The sequence below is a fragment of the Candidatus Kaistella beijingensis genome, assembly GCF_020084865.1.
Classification (GTDB): domain Bacteria; phylum Bacteroidota; class Bacteroidia; order Flavobacteriales; family Weeksellaceae; genus Kaistella; species Kaistella beijingensis.
Genome location: NZ_CP071953.1, coordinates 1,537,764 through 1,556,822, shown reverse-complemented (window position 1 = coordinate 1,556,822; position 19,059 = coordinate 1,537,764). Strand labels below are relative to the sequence as shown.

The 19,059-nt window shown below is 38.0% G+C and carries 12 protein-coding genes; 11 read left to right on the top strand and 1 reads right to left on the bottom strand.

What is annotated here, in order from left to right:
• The first annotated feature begins 146 nt into the window (after nucleotides 1–146).
• The 5 genes from J4771_RS07180 (at nucleotide 147) to J4771_RS07160 (ending at nucleotide 5,541) form a co-directional block, all read left to right on the top strand.
• A complete protein-coding gene (locus J4771_RS07180) occupies nucleotides 147–1,682 on the top strand; it encodes an MFS transporter (RefSeq protein WP_224134304.1) in 1,536 nt (511 codons plus the stop codon).
• Nucleotides 1,683–1,690: 8 nt separating this feature from the next.
• Complete coding sequence (locus J4771_RS07175) at nucleotides 1,691–3,160, top strand: tagaturonate reductase (RefSeq protein ID WP_224134303.1); 1,470 nt, start codon at nucleotides 1,691–1,693, stop codon at nucleotides 3,158–3,160.
• A 12-nt stretch (nucleotides 3,161–3,172) separates the two neighbouring features.
• Entirely contained in the window at nucleotides 3,173–4,783 is a 1,611-nt protein-coding gene (locus tag J4771_RS07170) for a UxaA family hydrolase (protein ID WP_224134302.1), read from the top strand.
• A gap of 216 nt (nucleotides 4,784–4,999) precedes the next feature.
• On the top strand, nucleotides 5,000–5,194 hold the full coding sequence (locus J4771_RS07165; RefSeq protein WP_262900156.1) for a type II toxin-antitoxin system RelE/ParE family toxin: 195 nt from the start codon (nucleotides 5,000–5,002) through the stop codon (nucleotides 5,192–5,194).
• 38 nt (nucleotides 5,195–5,232) lie between these two features.
• Entirely contained in the window at nucleotides 5,233–5,541 is a 309-nt protein-coding gene (locus tag J4771_RS07160; RefSeq protein ID WP_224134301.1) for a HigA family addiction module antitoxin, read from the top strand.
• Between the two features lie 69 nt (nucleotides 5,542–5,610).
• Here J4771_RS07160 and J4771_RS07155 read toward each other — a convergent pair whose 3' ends face one another.
• On the bottom strand, nucleotides 5,611–6,627 hold the full coding sequence (locus tag J4771_RS07155; RefSeq protein WP_224134300.1) for a LacI family DNA-binding transcriptional regulator: 1,017 nt from the start codon (nucleotides 6,625–6,627) through the stop codon (nucleotides 5,611–5,613).
• 179 nt (nucleotides 6,628–6,806) lie between these two features.
• On the opposite strand from J4771_RS07155, the gene J4771_RS07150 reads away from it, so the two are divergent.
• From J4771_RS07150 to J4771_RS07125, 6 genes are all read left to right on the top strand, one after another.
• Nucleotides 6,807–8,288, top strand: a complete 1,482-nt coding sequence (locus tag J4771_RS07150) for a glycoside hydrolase family 28 protein (RefSeq protein WP_224134299.1) — start codon at nucleotides 6,807–6,809, stop codon at nucleotides 8,286–8,288.
• A 10-nt stretch (nucleotides 8,289–8,298) separates the two neighbouring features.
• The gene (locus tag J4771_RS07145; RefSeq protein WP_224134298.1) at nucleotides 8,299–11,298 is read left to right on the top strand and encodes a SusC/RagA family TonB-linked outer membrane protein; all 3,000 of its coding nucleotides are present in this window, start codon (nucleotides 8,299–8,301) and stop codon (nucleotides 11,296–11,298) included.
• A gap of 69 nt (nucleotides 11,299–11,367) precedes the next feature.
• Nucleotides 11,368–13,161 carry a RagB/SusD family nutrient uptake outer membrane protein gene (locus J4771_RS07140; RefSeq protein ID WP_224134297.1) on the top strand — a complete coding sequence of 598 codons (1,794 nt, stop codon included), beginning with the start codon at nucleotides 11,368–11,370 and terminating at the stop codon, nucleotides 13,159–13,161.
• A gap of 181 nt (nucleotides 13,162–13,342) precedes the next feature.
• The gene (locus J4771_RS07135; protein ID WP_224134296.1) at nucleotides 13,343–16,561 is read left to right on the top strand and encodes a pectinesterase family protein; all 3,219 of its coding nucleotides are present in this window, start codon (nucleotides 13,343–13,345) and stop codon (nucleotides 16,559–16,561) included.
• Nucleotides 16,562–16,616: 55 nt separating this feature from the next.
• Complete coding sequence (locus J4771_RS07130; protein WP_224134295.1) at nucleotides 16,617–17,951, top strand: T9SS type A sorting domain-containing protein; 1,335 nt, start codon at nucleotides 16,617–16,619, stop codon at nucleotides 17,949–17,951.
• A gap of 207 nt (nucleotides 17,952–18,158) precedes the next feature.
• Nucleotides 18,159–18,947: a T9SS type A sorting domain-containing protein gene (locus J4771_RS07125; RefSeq protein WP_224134294.1), complete on the top strand. Its 789-nt coding sequence runs from the start codon at nucleotides 18,159–18,161 to the stop codon at nucleotides 18,945–18,947.
• Nucleotides 18,948–19,059 lie beyond the last annotated feature (112 nt).

Below are 19,059 nucleotides of genomic sequence, written 5' to 3'. Positions count from 1 at the left end.
CGAGAACCTCAGCCTCAGAAAGAGCTAAATGTAAACAGTTAGTATTAGAGATGTCATGTTGAGGCTCTCGAAGCGTCATGATAGATTAAAAACTCCAAAAAGTAAATTAAAACTTTCAAGAATTTAACCAACCAAAACCAGAATCTATGAATCAGGGAACCAATACAAAAGCAACAAACTTCAGGTGGTCCATCTGTGTGATGCTGTTTTTTGCTACGACCATTAATTATTTGGACAGGCAAGTACTTTCTTTAACTTGGAAAGATTATATGCAGCCAGAATTCCATTGGGACAATAATGATTATGGAAATATTACGGCATTGTTCTCGATTTTCTATGCGGTGAGTATGCTTTTCGCAGGAAAATTCATTGATTGGATGGATACCAAAAAAGGTTTTCTTTGGGCGATTTTCATTTGGTCGCTTGGTGCGGTAATCCACGCTTTTTGTGGAATTGCAACTTCGGGAATTCTTACAGGAAATTGGTTCGTAGGTTTTGAGGGAGCAAAAGAACACATTGCAACGGTAAATAACGTAGGTCTTGTTATCAGTACGAGTGTTACGCTTTTCATTTTTGCGAGATTGATTCTTGCCATCGGTGAAGCGGGAAATTTTCCTGCAGCAATCAAGGCTACAGCGGAATATTTCCCAAAAAAAGACAGAGCATTTGCAACAAGTATTTTCAATGCAGGTGCAACAGTTGGAGCATTAGCTGCACCGATTTCCATTCCGTTTATCGCAAAAGCGTATGGTTGGGAAATGGCGTTCATCATTATTGGTGCGCTTGGTTTTGTTTGGATGGGATTTTGGATTTTTTACTATAAAAAACCACACCTTCATCCAAAAGTTAATACAACGGAACTTGCCTATATCAATCAAGATATCGAAGATACACCAGCAATTAATGTGGAAGGAGAAGATACAGGCAAGAAATTCACATTGGCAGAAAGTTTCAAATACAGACAAACTTGGGCATTTGCATTCGGAAAATTTATGACCGATGGCGTTTGGTGGTTCTACCTTTTTTGGACTCCGGCTTATTTAAGTTCGGTTTACGGAATGGACAGTACGCAAGCTGCTTTACCGCTTTTCGTGTTGTATGTCATCACTTTATTGTCGATTATCGGAGGTTGGCTACCAAGGGTTTTTGTGGAGAAATTTGGGATGAATCCTTACTCAGGAAGAATGCGCGCAATGTTGATTTTCGCATTTTTCCCATTGCTTGCATTACTTGCACAGCCAGGAGGAAACATCAGTTATTGGATTCCCGTAATCATCATCGGTATTGCAGGAGCGGCGCATCAAGCGTGGTCTGCCAATATTTTCTCAACCGTGGGAGATATGTTCCCGAAAAAAGCCATCGCAACCATCACAGGAATCGGTGGAATGGCGGGAGGAATTGGTTCTTTTTTAATTAATAAAGGTTCAGGAAAACTGTTCGATTTCGCCCATAAAAATTGGACCACTGTTGATGGAGTTCCTTTCCTACAGAAATATCCACAATTCAACACCGAAAGAATTCCTGATGGTTTCTTCACAAAACTGAAAGAATCGGGTGCGGTAATTTCAGACGGAATCAACACGGGTTATATGATTATCTTCTCAATTTGTGCGGTGGCTTACTTAATTGCGTGGTTCGTGATGAAAACTTTAGTTCCGAAATATAAAATAATTCAAGAATAAAAATTAAAATGGACACTCAAATCAATAATAAGCTTAAACTGAACCGCGAAAATTTTGGCGGCGGTAAAACATACCCCATCAAAGTTCTTCAGTTCGGGGAAGGAAATTTCCTTCGTGCATTCGTAGATTTTGCTTTTCACAAACTGAATAAAGAAATGGATTTCAACGCAGGAGTTGCAGTAGTTCAGCCACTTCCGGGAGGAATGGTGGAAATGCTCGACGAACAGGATGCAATGTACACCGTTTTCCTAAATGGCGTAAAAAACGGAAATAAAATTCAGGAAATTCATCTGGTGGACAATATTGTTAAAACCATCAATCCTTATAAAAATTTCCAAACACTTCTCGATGTGGCGAAGTTGGATTCTTTGGAATTCATCATTTCCAATACGACAGAAGCAGGAATTGAATTAGTGGAAACCGATGTGCTCTCAGAGGAATGTCCGAAATCTTATCCCGCAAAAGTTGCCGCAGTTTTGTATGAAAGATACAAACATTTCAACGGTGACCGAAGCAAAGGTTTGACAATTATTCCGTGCGAGCTTATCAATTACAATGCAGATACATTAAAATCGATTTTGTTGCAATATTGTGAGTTGTGGAATTTGGAAAAAGATTTCGCTGATTGGATTAACGAAGCCTGCGCTTTTCACAATACTTTGGTGGACAGAATTGTTCCGGGTTATCCGAGAGAAGAAGCAGAAGAATTTGGGAACAGAATCGATTATCAGGATAAATTTATGGTTGCAGCAGAACCTTTTTTCCTTTGGGTGATTGAAGGTGACGACCAGCTGAAAGCGAAATTACCTTTCGACAAAATCAATCTCGATGTGAAAATCGTGAAGGATATGCAGCCTTACCGAAACAGAAAAGTGAGAATTTTAAACGGAGTTCACACGGCGATGGTTCCATTTTCATTGATGTATGGAAATGAATTGGTTCAGGAAACAGTAGAAAATCCTTTCACAATGAATTATGTTTCAGAGATTGCATTCAATGAAATTGTTCCAACTTTGGATATGGATAAAAAAGAGTTAAAGGACTTCACTGAAGAAGTTCTTGACCGTTTCAGAAATCCGTTTATCCGTCACCAACTTTCAGATATCGCCTTGAATTCAGTTTCTAAATTTAAAGTCCGGGTTTTGCCAACAATTTTGGAATATTTCGAACAAAACGGAAAACTTCCTTATCATTTGGTTTTCGGATTTGCGTGTTTGATTCGTTTTTATGGAAAAGAATGGAACGGGAAATCCCTTCCTGTAAAAGATTCCGCAGATGTTGTACAAAAGATGAACAAAGCGTGGTCGAACCCTTCTTTGGAACAAACCGTTGAAGAAGTTTTGGGCAATGAAGAATTTTGGGGTGAAAACCTTAACAGCGTAAATGGTTTGAATGAGGCAATCACTTTTGCCATTAAAAATATTGATGAAAAAGGTATCGAAAAAGGATATCAGGATTACATCAAACATTTTTCTTAAAAATTTGAAATAATGGAAAATAAACTCATAAAAGTAAATCCCCACGACAATGTTTTGGTTGCTTTGGCAGACGTGAAAAAAGGGGAAATTCAAAGATTTGAAGGAACAGATTATGTCGCGTTAACCGATGTTCAGGCCAAACACAAAATGGCGGAAAACGATTTCGAAGTGGGCGATCCAATAACAATGTACGGAGTTTTGGTTGGAAAAGCAGTGCAGCCTATAAAAAAAGGAGAAGTTTTGACGACCGAAAACGTAAAGCATCAAAGCGAAAAAGCAACAAAAAAAACAGGAGAACTTGGTTGGACTGTTCCCAATGTTGACCGATGGAAAGACAGAACTTTCATGGGCTATCACCGAAATGACGGACAAGTTGGCGTGAAAAATATATGGTTATTTTTCCCGTTGGTTTTCTGCGAAAATAAAAATGTGGAGAAATTGGAGGCTGTTTTCAAAGAATTGATGCCGAAAAAAGAAGATCCACACAAAGCCTATTTACGCTCACTTCTTGGTGGAACTGAACAAGAACCAAAACCTGAAACAAGAGAAGATAACTTCTTCGACAATATTGAACTGAAATTCCTTCGTCACGAAGGCGGTTGCGGCGGAATTCGTCAGGATTCTGATTTGTTGGCGAAACTTTTCGCAGGTTATGTAAACAATCCTAATGTGGCAGGAGCAACGGTTTTGAGTTTGGGTTGTCAAAATCTTCAGGTTCAAATTTTCAAAGATGCTCTGAAGAACATGAATCCAAATTTGGATAAAGAAGTCTTGACTTTTGAGCAGCAACAAATTGGAACGACAGATGAAATGATGCAGTTAATCATCAAAGATTCTTTTGAAGCCATAAAACGAGCCAATAAAATTGAAAGAAAACCTGCACCTATTTCCAAATTGACGATTGGTTTGGAATGTGGCGGTTCAGACGGATTTTCAGGAATCTCTGCAAATCCTGCATTGGGAGTGGTTTCTGATATTTTTGCGGCTTTGGACGGAAAAACCATTTTAGCGGAATTCCCTGAACTTTGCGGAGTTGAACAGGAATTGATGAACCGTTGCGTAAACGAACAAGATGCAGACAAATTCATCGGTTTGATGCAGGATTTCGAGAAAGCCGTAGTTGCAGCAGGTTCAGGTTTCGACATGAATCCAAGTCCGGGAAATATCAAAGACGGTTTGATTACGGACGCGATGAAATCTGCAGGTGCAGCAAAAAAAGGCGGAACTTCACCGGTTGTTGATGTACTCGATTACGGTGAATACGTTTCAAAACCAGGTCTCACTTTACTGAACACACCAGGAAATGATGCAGAATGTACCACAGGATTGGTTGGAGCAGGTGCGCAGATTGTTTTATTCACCACAGGTTTAGGAAATCCGATGGGGAACCCCATTGCACCCGTTGTGAAAATTTCTTCAAACACGGGAGTTGCAGAAAGAATGCACGACATCATCGACGTGAACGCGGGAACCGTGATTACAGGCGAAAAATCAATTCAGGAAGTAGGAGAGGAAATCGTAGATTACATCATCGATTTGGCAAGTGGAAACGTGAAGACCAAAGCAGATATTTTGAAGCAGGATGTTTTTATTCCTTGGAAAAGAGGAGCGGTTTCGCTGTAAATTTTAGAACTATTTCAGAATAAAAATTTTATAAAAAATCCGCTTAACAATATGTTGAGCGGATTTTTTTATTCGAGAAAATAAAGGGTTAAAATTTGTTTATTAAAATTGTAAAGTAACTTTATACTTTCGGAATTTGAAATGATTGAAAATTCAATCATAAAGGGTTGAAATTATTTTGGATAAAAGGAGATTCAAGTAAAAATTCCGGATGAAATGGTTAATAAGATTAGATTAATCTCAGATTTACTGGACAGCGTGGAAGTAGTTCCGCAAGACTTTGAACTGTTTAAAAGTTTGAGAATACATCCTTTGAAAGGCGACTTAAATGGATTTTGGTCTGTGGATGTTAAAGGAAACTATCGAATTATTTTTAAGTTTGAAGATAAAATGCCTTTGATATCGATTTAGTTGATACCCATTAAATTTTTGAAAAAAGATAAGAAGCAATGAAAAATATAGAACTAGGAATAAAACATAATACGCATCCCGGAGAAATTCTTTCCGAATTAGTTTTGAAGCATCATCAGTTAACTGTGGAAAAAGCATCGCAACTTCGAGGTGTTTCACGTCCAAATCTTTCAAATATTGTTAATGGAAAAAGTGCAATCAGTCCTAAAATGGCGATTAGAATTTCGAAAGTTTTTGGTGGAACTCCGAACGTTTGGGTCAGTTTACAAACTGCCTATGATTTAAGAAAGGCTGAACAAGAGTTTGAAGATGAAAACATACAACTCGAAAAGTTTGTAGTGGTTTAAACATTCTAAAACAATCCAAAAAATCCGTTCAGCATTATGTTGAACGGATTCTTTATTATATTTACAATTTTAATTTCTCGTGGATTTTCTTGCAATCAATTTCGGTTGAAGCACCACTTTTTTCTGAACATTTCCGCCAGCTTCATCACCCGTTTCTTGATTCAGGTAAACTCTCGCCACGGTACGTCCCATTTCCAAAGGAAACTGGTCGATGGTACTGATCGAAAGTTCAAGAAAATCGGTGAAAGGTTCGTTTGCGAAACCAATGACAGAAACTTCGTCGGGAACTTTAATTCCTCTTTTCTGTAATTCCTGAATTGCGCCTAATGCAACAAAATCTGATGCTGAAAATATAGCGTCCGGTTTTTCATTCAAACTAAATAATATTTCTACAGCTCTTTTTCCTTCTTCAATGCTACTGTTTGTTCTTAAAACATAATCTTTTCTGTAATCGATATTATGATCTTCGAGAGCCTGTTGATAACCTCTGTGACGCTCTTTGAAGATTTCTAATTCGATTGGACCTGAAATAATATGTGCAATTTTTCTGCAACCTGAATCAATTAAATGTTTTGTCGCCATGTAACCACCTGCAAAATCATCGATGGTTACTGAACTTACATTGTTCATGATTTTTCTACGGTCAAAAAATATGAGCGGAATTTTCTCGTCTAAAACTTTTTGCAAAGACGCCGAACTTTTACTTGAAGATGAAATGAAAATAGCGTCAACGTGAGAATCAATAAGGGTTTCAATGTTTTTCGCTTCCATTTCTTCGTCGTTGTGGCTTTGGCAAATAATGATATTGTAACCTTTTGCATTAAGCTCTTCTTCGATGCCGCGAATTACAGAACCAAAAAAGTTGGTGTTGATCCTGGGAACGATTACACCGATATGGTTGCTTTTTCCACTTTTTAAAGCCAATGCTAATTTGTTCTGCTTGTAATTCATCTCCTTTGCAGCAGCGAGAACGGTTTCGCGAGTTTTTTCGCTGATGTTTGGATTTCCGTTGAGTGCTCTGGAAACAGTTGCAGCGGTAATGTTCAGTTTTTCTGCAATGTCGTAGATGGTGACCTTGTTGTTCATAGTTTTGTTTTTGTAATTGCCAAAAAAATATCAAAAAATTTTCATTACAAATCTTCGACTAAATAAGCGATTCGCAAAGATATGCTGAAAATCAGTTGAAAAAAAAATAAAAAAGATTTTTTATTTGTACAAAGTAACAATTTTTTATTTATATTTGTAATCGATTACATTAAATAATTATGAAGAATTGTTTCACTCGTTTTATGTTTGGTAAATCAAGACTGTTTCTTTTTGCACTTGTTTCTGCATGGGGATTTTTTAATGCTTGTAATGCGCAAAAAGCATCAGTTTCCGAGCAATCTTTTACGGAAAGTTTCCCAATGGAACGTATGCTGAAATTGGAAAAATCCATCAAAGAACCCAAATTTCGTAATGCAACTTACAATATTCGGGATTTTGGAGCGGTTGCAGATGGAAAAACAATGAACACGGAATTTATTAAAAAAGCGATCCAAAAATGTTCACAAGAAGGTGGCGGAAAAGTGGTCGTTCCTGCAGGAAAGTTTTTGACAGGACCGATTCACTTAGAAAATAATGTAAATCTACATTTGGAAGATGGAGCAGAGGTTTTATTCAGCACCAATCCAAAAGATTTTTATCCTTTAGTTCACACTTCTTTTGAAGGAATGGAATTGATGAATTATTCTCCGCTTATTTATGCTAAAGGCAAAAAGAATATCGCTGTTACCGGAAAAGGAACTTTGAATGGACAAGCAAGTGTTGATAACTGGTGGACTTGGAAAGGAAGCACAGAATACGGTTTCGTAAAAGGAATGCCAAGTCAGCTCGATCCGCAGAATCTTCCTTTATTAATGGAAATGGCTGATAAAAATGTTCCAATTGCTAAGAGAGTTTTCGGGGACGGAAAATATTTGAGACCTAACTTCATTGAGCCTTTTGAATGCGAAAATGTTTTAATTCAGGGAGTTAACATCATCAATGCACCGTTTTGGATTCTTCATCCCATTAAAAGCAAAAATGTAATTGTGGATGGTGTCAATATCAACAGTCATGGTCCAAACAATGATGGTTGTGATCCGGAATATTCGCAAAACGTTTTAATTAAAAATTCGATTTTTAATACAGGTGATGACTGTATCGCTATAAAAGCCGGTCGTGATGAAGAAGGTAGAAGGGTAGGAATTATGACAGAAAATGTCATCGTTCGCGACTGTAAAATGATCGACGGACACGGTGGAGTTGTCATCGGAAGTGAAATGTCTGCAGGTGTAAAAAATGTATTCGTATATAACAATCACATGGACTCTCCTGAACTAGACAGAGCAATTCGTTTAAAGACCAACAAAGTAAGAGGTGGAGTTGTGGATGGACTTTACGTAAAGAATATCACAGTAGGAGAAGTTAAAGAAGCGGTTCTTCACATCACGATGAATTATAAAGATTATTCAAACAGGGTTGGAATCGCCATTCCGCAAATCAGAAATATTTTGATGGAAGATATTAAAGTGAAAAACGGAGGCAAGTTCGCAGTTTTTGCAGAAGGTTTGGAAGAATCCCATATCAAGAACATTACTTTCAAAAATGTAACGATTGACAAAGTGAAAAGCAATTTTAACGTGAAGTTCGTTGAAAACTTAAAGTTGATCAATACAACAATCAACGGTCTGAAAACCGAATACAATCAGAATCATAAAAATTAAATATATACTTATGAAAAGCAATACAATTAAAGTGACCTGCATTGCAGCTCTATTTTTTCTGGGAATTGGAGTAAGTGCGCAAAAAAATGACACTTTAACCCGAGAGAAAAAAATCGAGGAAGTGGTGATGATCGGTTATGGTACCGCTAAAAAAAGTGATTTAACGGGATCGGTTGCAACTGTAAATGCAGCTTCTTTAAAAGCGGTTCCGGTATCCAACGTAGCAGAGGCACTCACTGGAAAAGTTGCAGGACTTACCGTAACTACAACCGAAGGTTCACCAGATGCTGAAATTAGTCTTCGTGTTCGTGGTGGCGGTTCTGTGACACAGGACAGTTCGCCATTAATTATTGTGGACGGATTTCCTGTGAACAGCATGAGCGATGTTTCGCCTTCGGATATTGAAAATGTGTCAATCCTTAAAGATGCATCTTCTACCGCAATTTACGGTTCCAGAGGATCAAACGGGGTAATTTTAATTACTACGAAAAGTGGTAGAACGGGCAAAGTAACGGGACAGTTCAATTCGTACATGGGTTTCCGATCTTTGGCTAACAAGATTGATGTTCTTTCTCCTTATGACTATGCAAAATGGCAGTATGAAAATGCTTTGCTTTTAAATAATGTCTCGACTGGTTACAATCCCTATTTCTTGCCTTTCAACAGAATCGGGGAATATAAATCTTATACACCCATCGATTGGCAGGAGAGAATTTATGGAAGAACAGGAACAACCAACAGCAACGACTTCAGTTTACGAGGAGGTTCTGAAAGTACAAGTTTCAGCTTAAATCTTGCTAATATTTTGGAAGAAGGAATCATGATTGGCTCTAAATTCAGAAGAGACAATATTTCGTTCAACGTTAAAAACAAGCCTAAAAGCAATCTAGACCTTTCATTGACTTTACGTTATTCAGGCTCTAAAATTGAAGGTAGTGGAGCGAACGATCAAAAAGAATTCTCATCTGCCGATGCGCGTTTGCGACACAGTGTAGGTTATTCGCCAATTGATATTCCTGCATTAACCACTGATGATACCGATGATGCTGTTGCAGGATATTTGGTAAATCCTTATTTGGCGGTGGAAGATAATAACAGAAAGCAAGATCGAAAATTATACAGCATTCAGGCTGGTTTAGGTTGGACTCCGATTAAAAATTTGAGGTTCCAAACCAATATCGGGACTGATTTTAATCGTTACAAAGATTACCGTTTCTACGGAAGATCAACTTATTATGTACAAAACATTCCTTCGGTAGAAAATCAGGGAAAACCTGCATTGATTTTTAGCAATCGTGAAGACCAGAGTTTCAGAATTGCCAATACTTTAAACTATGATTTCAAACAGTTTGTAGGCGATAAACATTCCTTAAAGGTAATGGTGGGTCAGGAATTCATCAATACCCAACAAAATATTTTAACAAATACCGTTCATGGTTATCCGAAGTTGTTTTCTTTCGATGATGCAATGAATTTAAGTTCCCAGGGAAAACCACAATCTGTTGATAATTTCTACTTTGCCGATGACCGTTTGCTTTCATTTTTCAGCCGTTTGAATTATGAATTTGCCAACAAATATCTTTTAACCGCAACGATTAGAGGAGATGCTTCCAGTAAGTTCCTTGGTGATAATAAGTGGGGATATTTTCCGTCTGTAGCATTGGGTTGGAAGGTGAATGCAGAAAACTTCCTTAATGATGTTTCCTGGTTGAATTTATTAAAATTGAGGGCCAGTTATGGTGAGGCAGGAAATAATAATATCCTTTCAGACCAAACTAAACAATTGTTCCAGTCTACTGCCAATTCTTGGATTAATAATGTGTTTAATTATTGGTCTCCATCAAAACTCATGGCGAACCCGGATTTGAAATGGGAAACAACAGTTGCGCAAAATGTTGGTTTGGATTATGAATTATTCGACCGAAGAGTTTCCGGAACTTTTGAAGTTTATAAAAACCTGAATAAAGACTTATTAATTCTTTTCCCAACCACAGGAACTGGCTATGATGCACAGTTCAGAAATATGGGTGAAGTTCAGAACAAGGGAATTGAAGCTTCATTAAGTGTGGATGCGTTGAAAAAAGATGATTACTCCTTAAATTTTGCCTTCAATATCTCTATGAATCAGAATAAAATTAATTCTTTGGGAGACGGAATGACCAACTTTAGAGATTTTACCAACTGGACTTCTTCAGCTTCTGTGGGAACCGACTTTATCGTGGAAGTAGGTCAGCCAGTAGGTTTGATGTATGGTTTCAAGAGTGCAGGAAGATATGAAGTTTCTGATTTCGATTACAACAGTACAACAGGAACTTATACCCTTAAAGCTGGAGTCCCAAGTGCTTCATCCGTTGTGGGAGCAATTGTTCCAGGATCTATGAAACTTCAGGATATCAATGGTGATGGTAAAGTAGATATTGAAGACCGTACCATCATTGGTAACCCAAATCCAAAACATACAGGAGGATTTAACATCAATGCAACTTTCAAAAATTTTGATCTGGGAGCAGCATTCAACTGGAGCTACGGAAATGATGTTTACAACGCTAATAAGATTGAATTCTCAACTTCTCCACAATCTTCACCTGCGGGACAATACAGAAATTTATCAACGGTAATGGCAGATGGAGTTAGATGGACCAATATTGATGCTTCGGGTAATCTGGTAACTGATCCAACGGCACTTGCAGCATTAAACGCCAATACAACCATGTGGTCTCCATACCAGGCAAGATATGTTTTCAGTGATTGGGCAGTGGAAGACGGCTCATTCTTAAGACTGAACACCGTGACTTTAGGCTACACTTTGCCGGAATCGTTTGTAAGAAGCATTAACCTTTCTAAAATTAGACTATATGCAAGTGCTTACAATGTCTTTGTTTGGACGAAATACTCCGGGTTAGATCCTGAAGTTTCGACAAGACGAGCACGTCCTACAACTCCAGGTGTAGATTATTCACCGTATCCAAAAAGCAGACAGGTTGTTTTCGGTTTAAACTTTAACTTCTAAACTGACAAACTTTTAAAATAATATTCAGAACCGAAAATTCGGTTTGTTTAAAACCAAAATATTCAGAAAATGAAAATATCAATCAAAATATTCGGATTAATGTGTGCGCTAGCTTTAGCCTCATGTAATCAGTTGAGCGACGAGCTTCTTACGGTAGAATCGCAGTCTTCGCTTGATGAATCGGTGATTTTCTCAAACCCAGATTTAGCGAAAGGAGCTGTTGACGGAATTAAAATCCCAATGGGAGAAACCAATTCCTACAGAGGAAGATGGACGCCATGGTACGGAATGAACACCGATACGGAATGGTATAATTCTTCAGAATCTACTTCAAATGACAACGCAGATTTATGTGTGTATGATTCAAAGCCGAGTAATTCGCAAATGAACACGGCGAACAATGCATGGGCGATGATGTTTCAGGGGATTGAAAGAGCGAATATCTGTATCCGCGGTATCAGAAAATATGGTAATCCAACACCAGGTTCAGAATTAGGTTATCTTTTAGGTGAGGCACTCGCTTTAAGAGCAGTTTACTACGCTGATTTGGTTAAAGGGTGGGGCGATGTTCCTGCAAGATTTGAACCCATTACCACTGAAACAATTTATCTTCCAAAATCAAGCAGAGACGTAATCTACAAACAATTGCTTGCAGATTTGGCAGAAGCTTCTACGCTGGTTCCATGGCCAAATTCAAGTGCTGCAACTGCTTCAGTAGAAAGAATCAACAAGGCTTTTGTAAAAGGTTTGAGAGCGAGAATCGCTTTGGCTGCTTCTGGTTATTCGCAGTATCCGGATGGAATTAGAAGAAGTACAGATCCTGAACTTTCTGTAGCAAAATTGTATCCTGTTGCATTACAGGAAACTCGTGACATCATCAATAGCGGATCGGCAAAGCTTGAGCCTACGTTCGAGGGATTCTGGAAAAAATACAACCAGGAAAATCTTGCGGCTGGAAATGAATCGCTTTGGGAAATTCCTTTTGCGGCAGGTAGAGGTAGAGTGCTTTTCACTTTTGCAGTGAATCACTCAACCAACGACCAATACCAACAAATGGGAAGCAACAGAGGCGGTCAAGCTGGTCCTCTTCCAAATATTTGGTATGATTTCGATGAGAAAGATACCAGAAGAAGTGTGACCTGTGTTCCTTACAAATGGGGAAATGCTGTAGCTGGAAAAGCAAAGCAGGAAATTACAACAGCTTCTTTCAACAGATGGTATTTAGGTAAGTACCGTTTCGAATGGATGAACAGAATCGTTACTTCAACAAACGATGATGGTGTAAATAAAATCTATATGCGTTATGCTGAAATTTTGTTGATGGCAGCAGAAGCAGCAAACGAATTGGAAGGGCCTTCTTCAGCGGCTCCTTATTTAAAGCAGATAAGAAACAGAGCGTTTGCAGCAGCGGACCGACCTGTAAAGGTTGAAAATTATGTGAATGCACTAACTTCAAAAGAGGCAATGTTTAACGCCATCGTTGATGAACACAAATATGAATTCACCGGTGAAATGGAAAGAAAATTAGCGTTGATCCGTTGGAATTTATTAGGTACAAAATTAGCAGATGCTAAAGACAGGCTTACCGAGTTGAAAAACCGTACCGGTCGTTACACAGACGTTCCAACTGTGGTGTATTACAAGTATGCAGCAGACAACGAAACTTTGCAGTTTTATGGTCTGAACCGTGGTGAAACTACAAATCCAGGTGCAGGTTGGACTTCAGTGGACTGGACTTCGCTTTCAGATTCTAAAATTGCTGCCCTTTACAGAAAAGATCCGAATACCAGACAATTCTGGCCAATTTGGCAAGTTTTTCTTGATTCCAGCAACGGAACGCTGAAGAACGATTACGGTTACTAGTTTTAAAAGTATAGTTTAGTTTCTCTATAAAAACCTGCTGTCTGATTTTTATTAAAATCAAATGGTGGGTTTTTTTGATAAAATCTTACAGACAAAGCAACATTTTTTTTCATCCTGAGGTTCTCGAAGGATTATTATAACCGAAATCAATTTTAATTGATTTTTCCAAACAAACAATATTATGAAAAAATTATCCTTACTTATCTATTTCCTTCTTCCGGTTTACACTGTTTTCGGACAGTTGACGGATGTTTGGGATTTTGGAGCGCAACAATTAGATGCTTCCCAATACAACAACAAACTGAATGTTTCCATTATCAATGCATGGTATCCGGGAACAATAACTCCCGGAAGTTCAAGTACAACAAATGTTTTTCCGTCAAGTTTTACAGCAGGTGAACTTTCTTGGACAGGAGGAACCAACGACCGTTTAAGAACTACCAACACGGCTTTAACAAGATACGACCAAAATATTGCAAGCGTTGTAGATTACACAGGAAGACTTTATTGCAACGCTGTACCTACAGTCACAAACGGACAACCCAATTCAAGATATTTAACCATCAGTCTGAACGAAGATGATGAGGTGAAAGTGATTACACGTGGTGACACCGCAGGAAATTTGAAATTCAGTTATGTATCAAATCCTTCCTCACAAACAGATTCTTACGCAACTACCGCAACTTCCGGTGCAGTTTCTGAAGCGACTTTTATGGCAAAATCAACAGGAAATTATTACATTTACGATGCGGCTGCAAAAGCAAGTTATTACCGAATTTATAGAAAAGCCGCAGTTTATACCACTGTTTCAGGGACAATCGACGTTTCACAGGCAAGTGGAATTCCGTCAGGTTATTCACTGATTTTTACGAATGCAGCCGGAAAAACCTGGAGCGTTCCGGTTAATTCAAACTCTTATTCTGTAAATCTTCCGGTTGGTTATTCTTATACCGTAAGTTTGGCCAATGCAAGTGGATTCATTATCACTTCAGGAGAAAATTTAAGCACAGTTGGCTCAACTTCCACCACTACCCACAATCTTTCTGTTGCTGCGGTAAGTTTATATACGATTACCGGAAATATTACAGGTTTGGGAACCAATATCTCAAACCTTGGTTTAGCTTTCACCGCTGATCCGGCAAGTGGAAGTATTTATGTTCCGAATCCTACCATTAACACTACGAACTCAACTTACACAGTTCAGTTGGCTCCAAATGTTCAGTACACCATTTCTGCAACCGGAGTGAATGATTATCAAATTACGGATAATACGATTACGGTTACAGGAAATACGACTTCCAATATTGATTTTGCTTTAAAACCAAAATATTTGGTTACCTTAAATATTTCAGGTTTAAATGCAACACAACTTGCCGCTTTAAACGTAACTTTCGCCAATATTAATGAAGAGGGTTATTCCTACAGTTTCACCGATCTTTCCAACATTACTTTAAGAGACGGAACCTATAAAATTTCTGCTTCAGGTTTAAATCAATATCCAGTTGAGCTTTCATTAACCTCCAATTTGAAAGTAAATGGAGCAGCGGTTTCAAAATCTTTGATTTTTAAGCCAGTAACAGTGTGGTCGTTTGATGATCAAACCATTAATACATCTACAACCGCTTATTACAAAGGAATGCAGCTGAATGGTCAGGTTTCCAATCAGCTTCCACAAGGACATTTGGTTGCAAAACAGGGCGCAACTCTTTTAGTTCCTGTAAATCCGGGACAGAAAGTGATTGTTTCTTACTATTATTCTGCAAATTTTTCGGTTGATGGTGGTCCAACATATTCTACGGCTTCCAACTCTACATCTTTGATTGAATCGATGGAATATATCTATCCTGGAACTTCCGCAGGAAATGCAACCATCACAGTTGGTGGAGCTGTTGGTTCAACTTCTTATTTTACTGAAATTCGAGTGACTCAAAATGTTCCATATTCAGCAACAATCACGGTAGGAACTGATAAGCAATATCAAACCATTAATGCGGCTTTAACAGCTGTTTCAAATATGGTGAGAAGCGCAACAGATAGAGTGACCATCATGGTTGATCCCGGAAATTATGAGGAAATGTTGGTGATTTCTCAACCGAATGTCACTTTGAAAAACGCTTCAACTGCTCCAGATACTTCCATCACAAACAAAGGAATTGATATTTCTCCGAATGCAGTGCGCGTAACTTCTTATTACGGACATGGTTACAATTATTATTCAATGGGAAATAACCAGAAATGGAATCAAGATATTTTAAATGTAAATAAAGAGAACGGAAATTATTCGTACACCAACACCGGAGCCGGAACTACAAACGGTTCTTACTGGAATGCGACCGTTGTGGTAAGTGCCGCAGGTTTCGAAGCGGAAGGAATTATCTTTGAGAATTCATTCAATCAATATATTTCAACAAAAGAATCGCAGGATGTGGTAGTTCCGTGGACTTCGGGAAGTCCGGGAGCAAGACCGACTGATGCGCAAAATGTAACAGTTCAGAGCAAATCTTTGGTCGAAAGAGCCGCTGCAATTGCCTTCACCGCAAGTGGAGACCGAGCTTTTCTAAAAAATTGTAAAATTATTGGTAGACAAGATACGTTCTACGGAGCGCAAGGAGCGAGAGTTGCACTTTACAAGGGAGATGTTTTGGGAGCTGTTGATTTTATCTTCGGGGGAATGACGGCTGTTTTCTATGAAACGAAAATGGTGATGAACACAAGTGATGCGTCCAGTGATTTATCTTATATCGTTGCGCCGCAACAGTCTTCAGGAAGAGGTTTCCTCATGTACAAAACCACAATCACTTCTACAAATCCATTGGTTGAAACAGCTTCAAGTTACCGCTCAAAACCTGGATATTTCGGAAGACCATGGTCGGCAAATACCAGTGAAGCGGTTTTCTACAATACCACAATTGAAACTTCAAATTTTCCAGGCTCAGTTGGAGTTTCTTTAATTCAACCTTTAGGATGGCTCAATTCTTTGGGTGGAACTTCACCGGGAATGTATGAATATGCAACTACAGAGGTTTCAGGGGTAAATAATGCTGCAAACCGTGCGACTTGGGCAACTTATTTAACACAACCCGTTTTGAACGATGGAACACCCATTACCACTTTAAATTTCACTAAAGGTAATGATGGTTGGGATCCATTTAACACTATCGTTTTATCAGCAGCTAACATAAAATCTGACATTGGAGTTAAAGTTTTCTCCCTCAAAAACGAAGTTTTCATTAAGGATGTGAAAGAGAAAACTTCAATAAAAGTTTATGGAATGAGTGGAACTTTGTTTAAATCTTTTGACATAAAATCAGATCAAAGCTTTTCTTTACCAACAGGAATTTGGTTGGTTAATCTTCAAAATTCGAAAGGAGTAAAGTCATTGAAAATCAGAACAAACTAAAAATATTTCGATTCATTATCCATGATAATTCTGAATCATCATTAAAGAAAAGATTATGAAAAAATTAATTGTAATAGCAAGTTTAGCTTTTGGAACAATAAATCTGAATGCGCAAGTCTATTTTCAGGCAAACCCTGAAGGTTATGGCGCTGCAACAACAGGTGGCGGAAATACTACTCCCGTTACAGTAAGCGATTATGCAACGCTGAAGACGCAGCTCACTACAGTTGGATCCAAAGTGATTCTGGTTTCGGGAACGATTACCATTCCGCAAAACGGACAAATTAGCGCAGTAATTTCTAATAAATCTTTAATAGGACTTCCCGGTGCAAAGCTGGTGAACGAAAACCAAACCGGCGCTGGAATACTCAACTTGCGAAGTGGATCCAACAATGTCATCATCAGAAATCTAATTTTCGTTGGTCCCGGTGCGTATGACATCAACGGTCCCGATAACTTGACCAACCAAGGTGGAACCAATATTTGGGTAGATCACTGTGAATTTCAGGATGGACAAGATGGAAATTTTGATAATTCAGGTTTGTCGGATAATATCACCATCTCTTGGAACAAGTTCACTTATTTAAAAGCTCCAATTCCTGGCGGTTCTGGAGGTAGTAATGATCACCGTTTCTCTAATTTGGTAGGTTCAAGCGCAACCGACGCTCCAGCTGATGGAAATTATAGCATCACTTTTCAGAGTAATTATTGGGCAGAAGGTTGCAAAGAAAGAATGCCACGTGCAAGAAATGCACAACTTCACATTCTGAATTCCTATTACAACACTTCTGTGCCAAGTTCACTCGCAATCGGACTTGGTGGTGGTTCAAAAAATTCTAATGTTTATGTAGAGAATACCAATTTTGCTAACGTGACTTCGATTTTCAGAAATTATGTATCTACTGATGGCGGAACCATTGCAATCAATTACGTGAACAGTCTCTTCAAAGGAAATCCTGTGTCAACAACTTATGATGTAGGAACTGTCTCAAAACCGAATTATTCTTATACTGTGATGCCGGTTGAACAGGTTGCGCAATACGTTCCTGATCCAGGATGTGGAGCAGGAGCTACTTTACTAGTTGCTGCGGATGGAACAATTACACCGGGAGTTTGTAGTTTTATGGCGGTTGAAAATACCGAAAAATCTTATGTCAAAATTTATCCGGTTCCAGTGAAAGAGGTTTTGAATATTGAAATTCCACAAAGCAGAGGTCGAAGTTTACAGGTGGATATATTTTCAGCAACGGGAAGAAAAGCGATCTCTACTTCCCTCAATAATAATGGAAAAGCAGCAACCATCAATGTTCAACATCTTCCAAAAGGAGTTTATTTTGGGACATTAAAAACTGCTGAAAATTCTTATCCAGTGAGATTTATCAAGAATTAAACTGAAGTAAAGAATCTCTTTATAATTAAATCCGGCAAAGAATTGATTTTGTCGGATTTTTTAATTTTTGTTTGAAGTAATTTTATTTTATAAAAAATAAACATAAAAAATATATAAAAATTGTTTGTTTTAAAATAATTACTAAATTTGTGTAATCGATTGCAATTAAAAATTGTATTTAAAATTAACAACTTAAAATCATTTATTATGAAAAAAACATTACTGCTTTTAGCTGCAGGTTTAATGAGTGCCGCACTAACTGCGCAGATTACTTTACCAAAAACTTGGGATTTTGCAAATGATACAACAAATTGGCCACTAAATTCGGGGACAGGAGTTGCAGACAAGACTATAGATCAGCTAGGGCTTTTCAGTAAAGCAGATGGATCAATTGTAAATTTTGGTGCAATTACTGCAACAGCATATACTTTTTCTGATGGTTATAGTGGTCCTAATAGATTACAACTAAATGGAGCCGGTTACTCTTCAGGGTCGTTTTCTACTACACCAACTCAAAGATATCTGTACTTTGATGTTGCCGGTCCAGCTGATGTAAAGATTTGGTTTAGATCTGGAAGTAACAGTTCGGCCCGTACCGTTTTTATTACGGATGGGACCAACATTTTGGGACAGGCAACTACTGATACCGCTGGAACCGGAGTAATTTTTACAGGAAGCAAAACTTCTACAGGAACACAAAGACTTTATGTTTACGGAGATGCAGCATGTAATCTATATAAAATGACTGTCACGGGATCAAGCTTGGGAGTGAACACAGCAAATCAAAATTCAATGAAAGTTTTTGCATCCGGAAATTTGGTCCACATTAACAATGTGAAATCTGATGCGTCTGCTTCTGTTTATACCATGAATGGGGCACTCGTAAAATCGGTTTCCTCTAAATCGGATTTTGCCTTCGACTTGAATCCAGGAATGTATATCGTGAATGTAAAATCAGCTAAAGGAACTGTTTCACAAAAAGTTATTGTAAAATAATTTGTTTTATTATAAAAAAAATTATTTGTATTTTATTTGGTTAAAAGCGGTCGGAAAAGACCGCTTTTTATTTTTATAAACCACACTTATTGATTTAAAAATGTTAAAATTT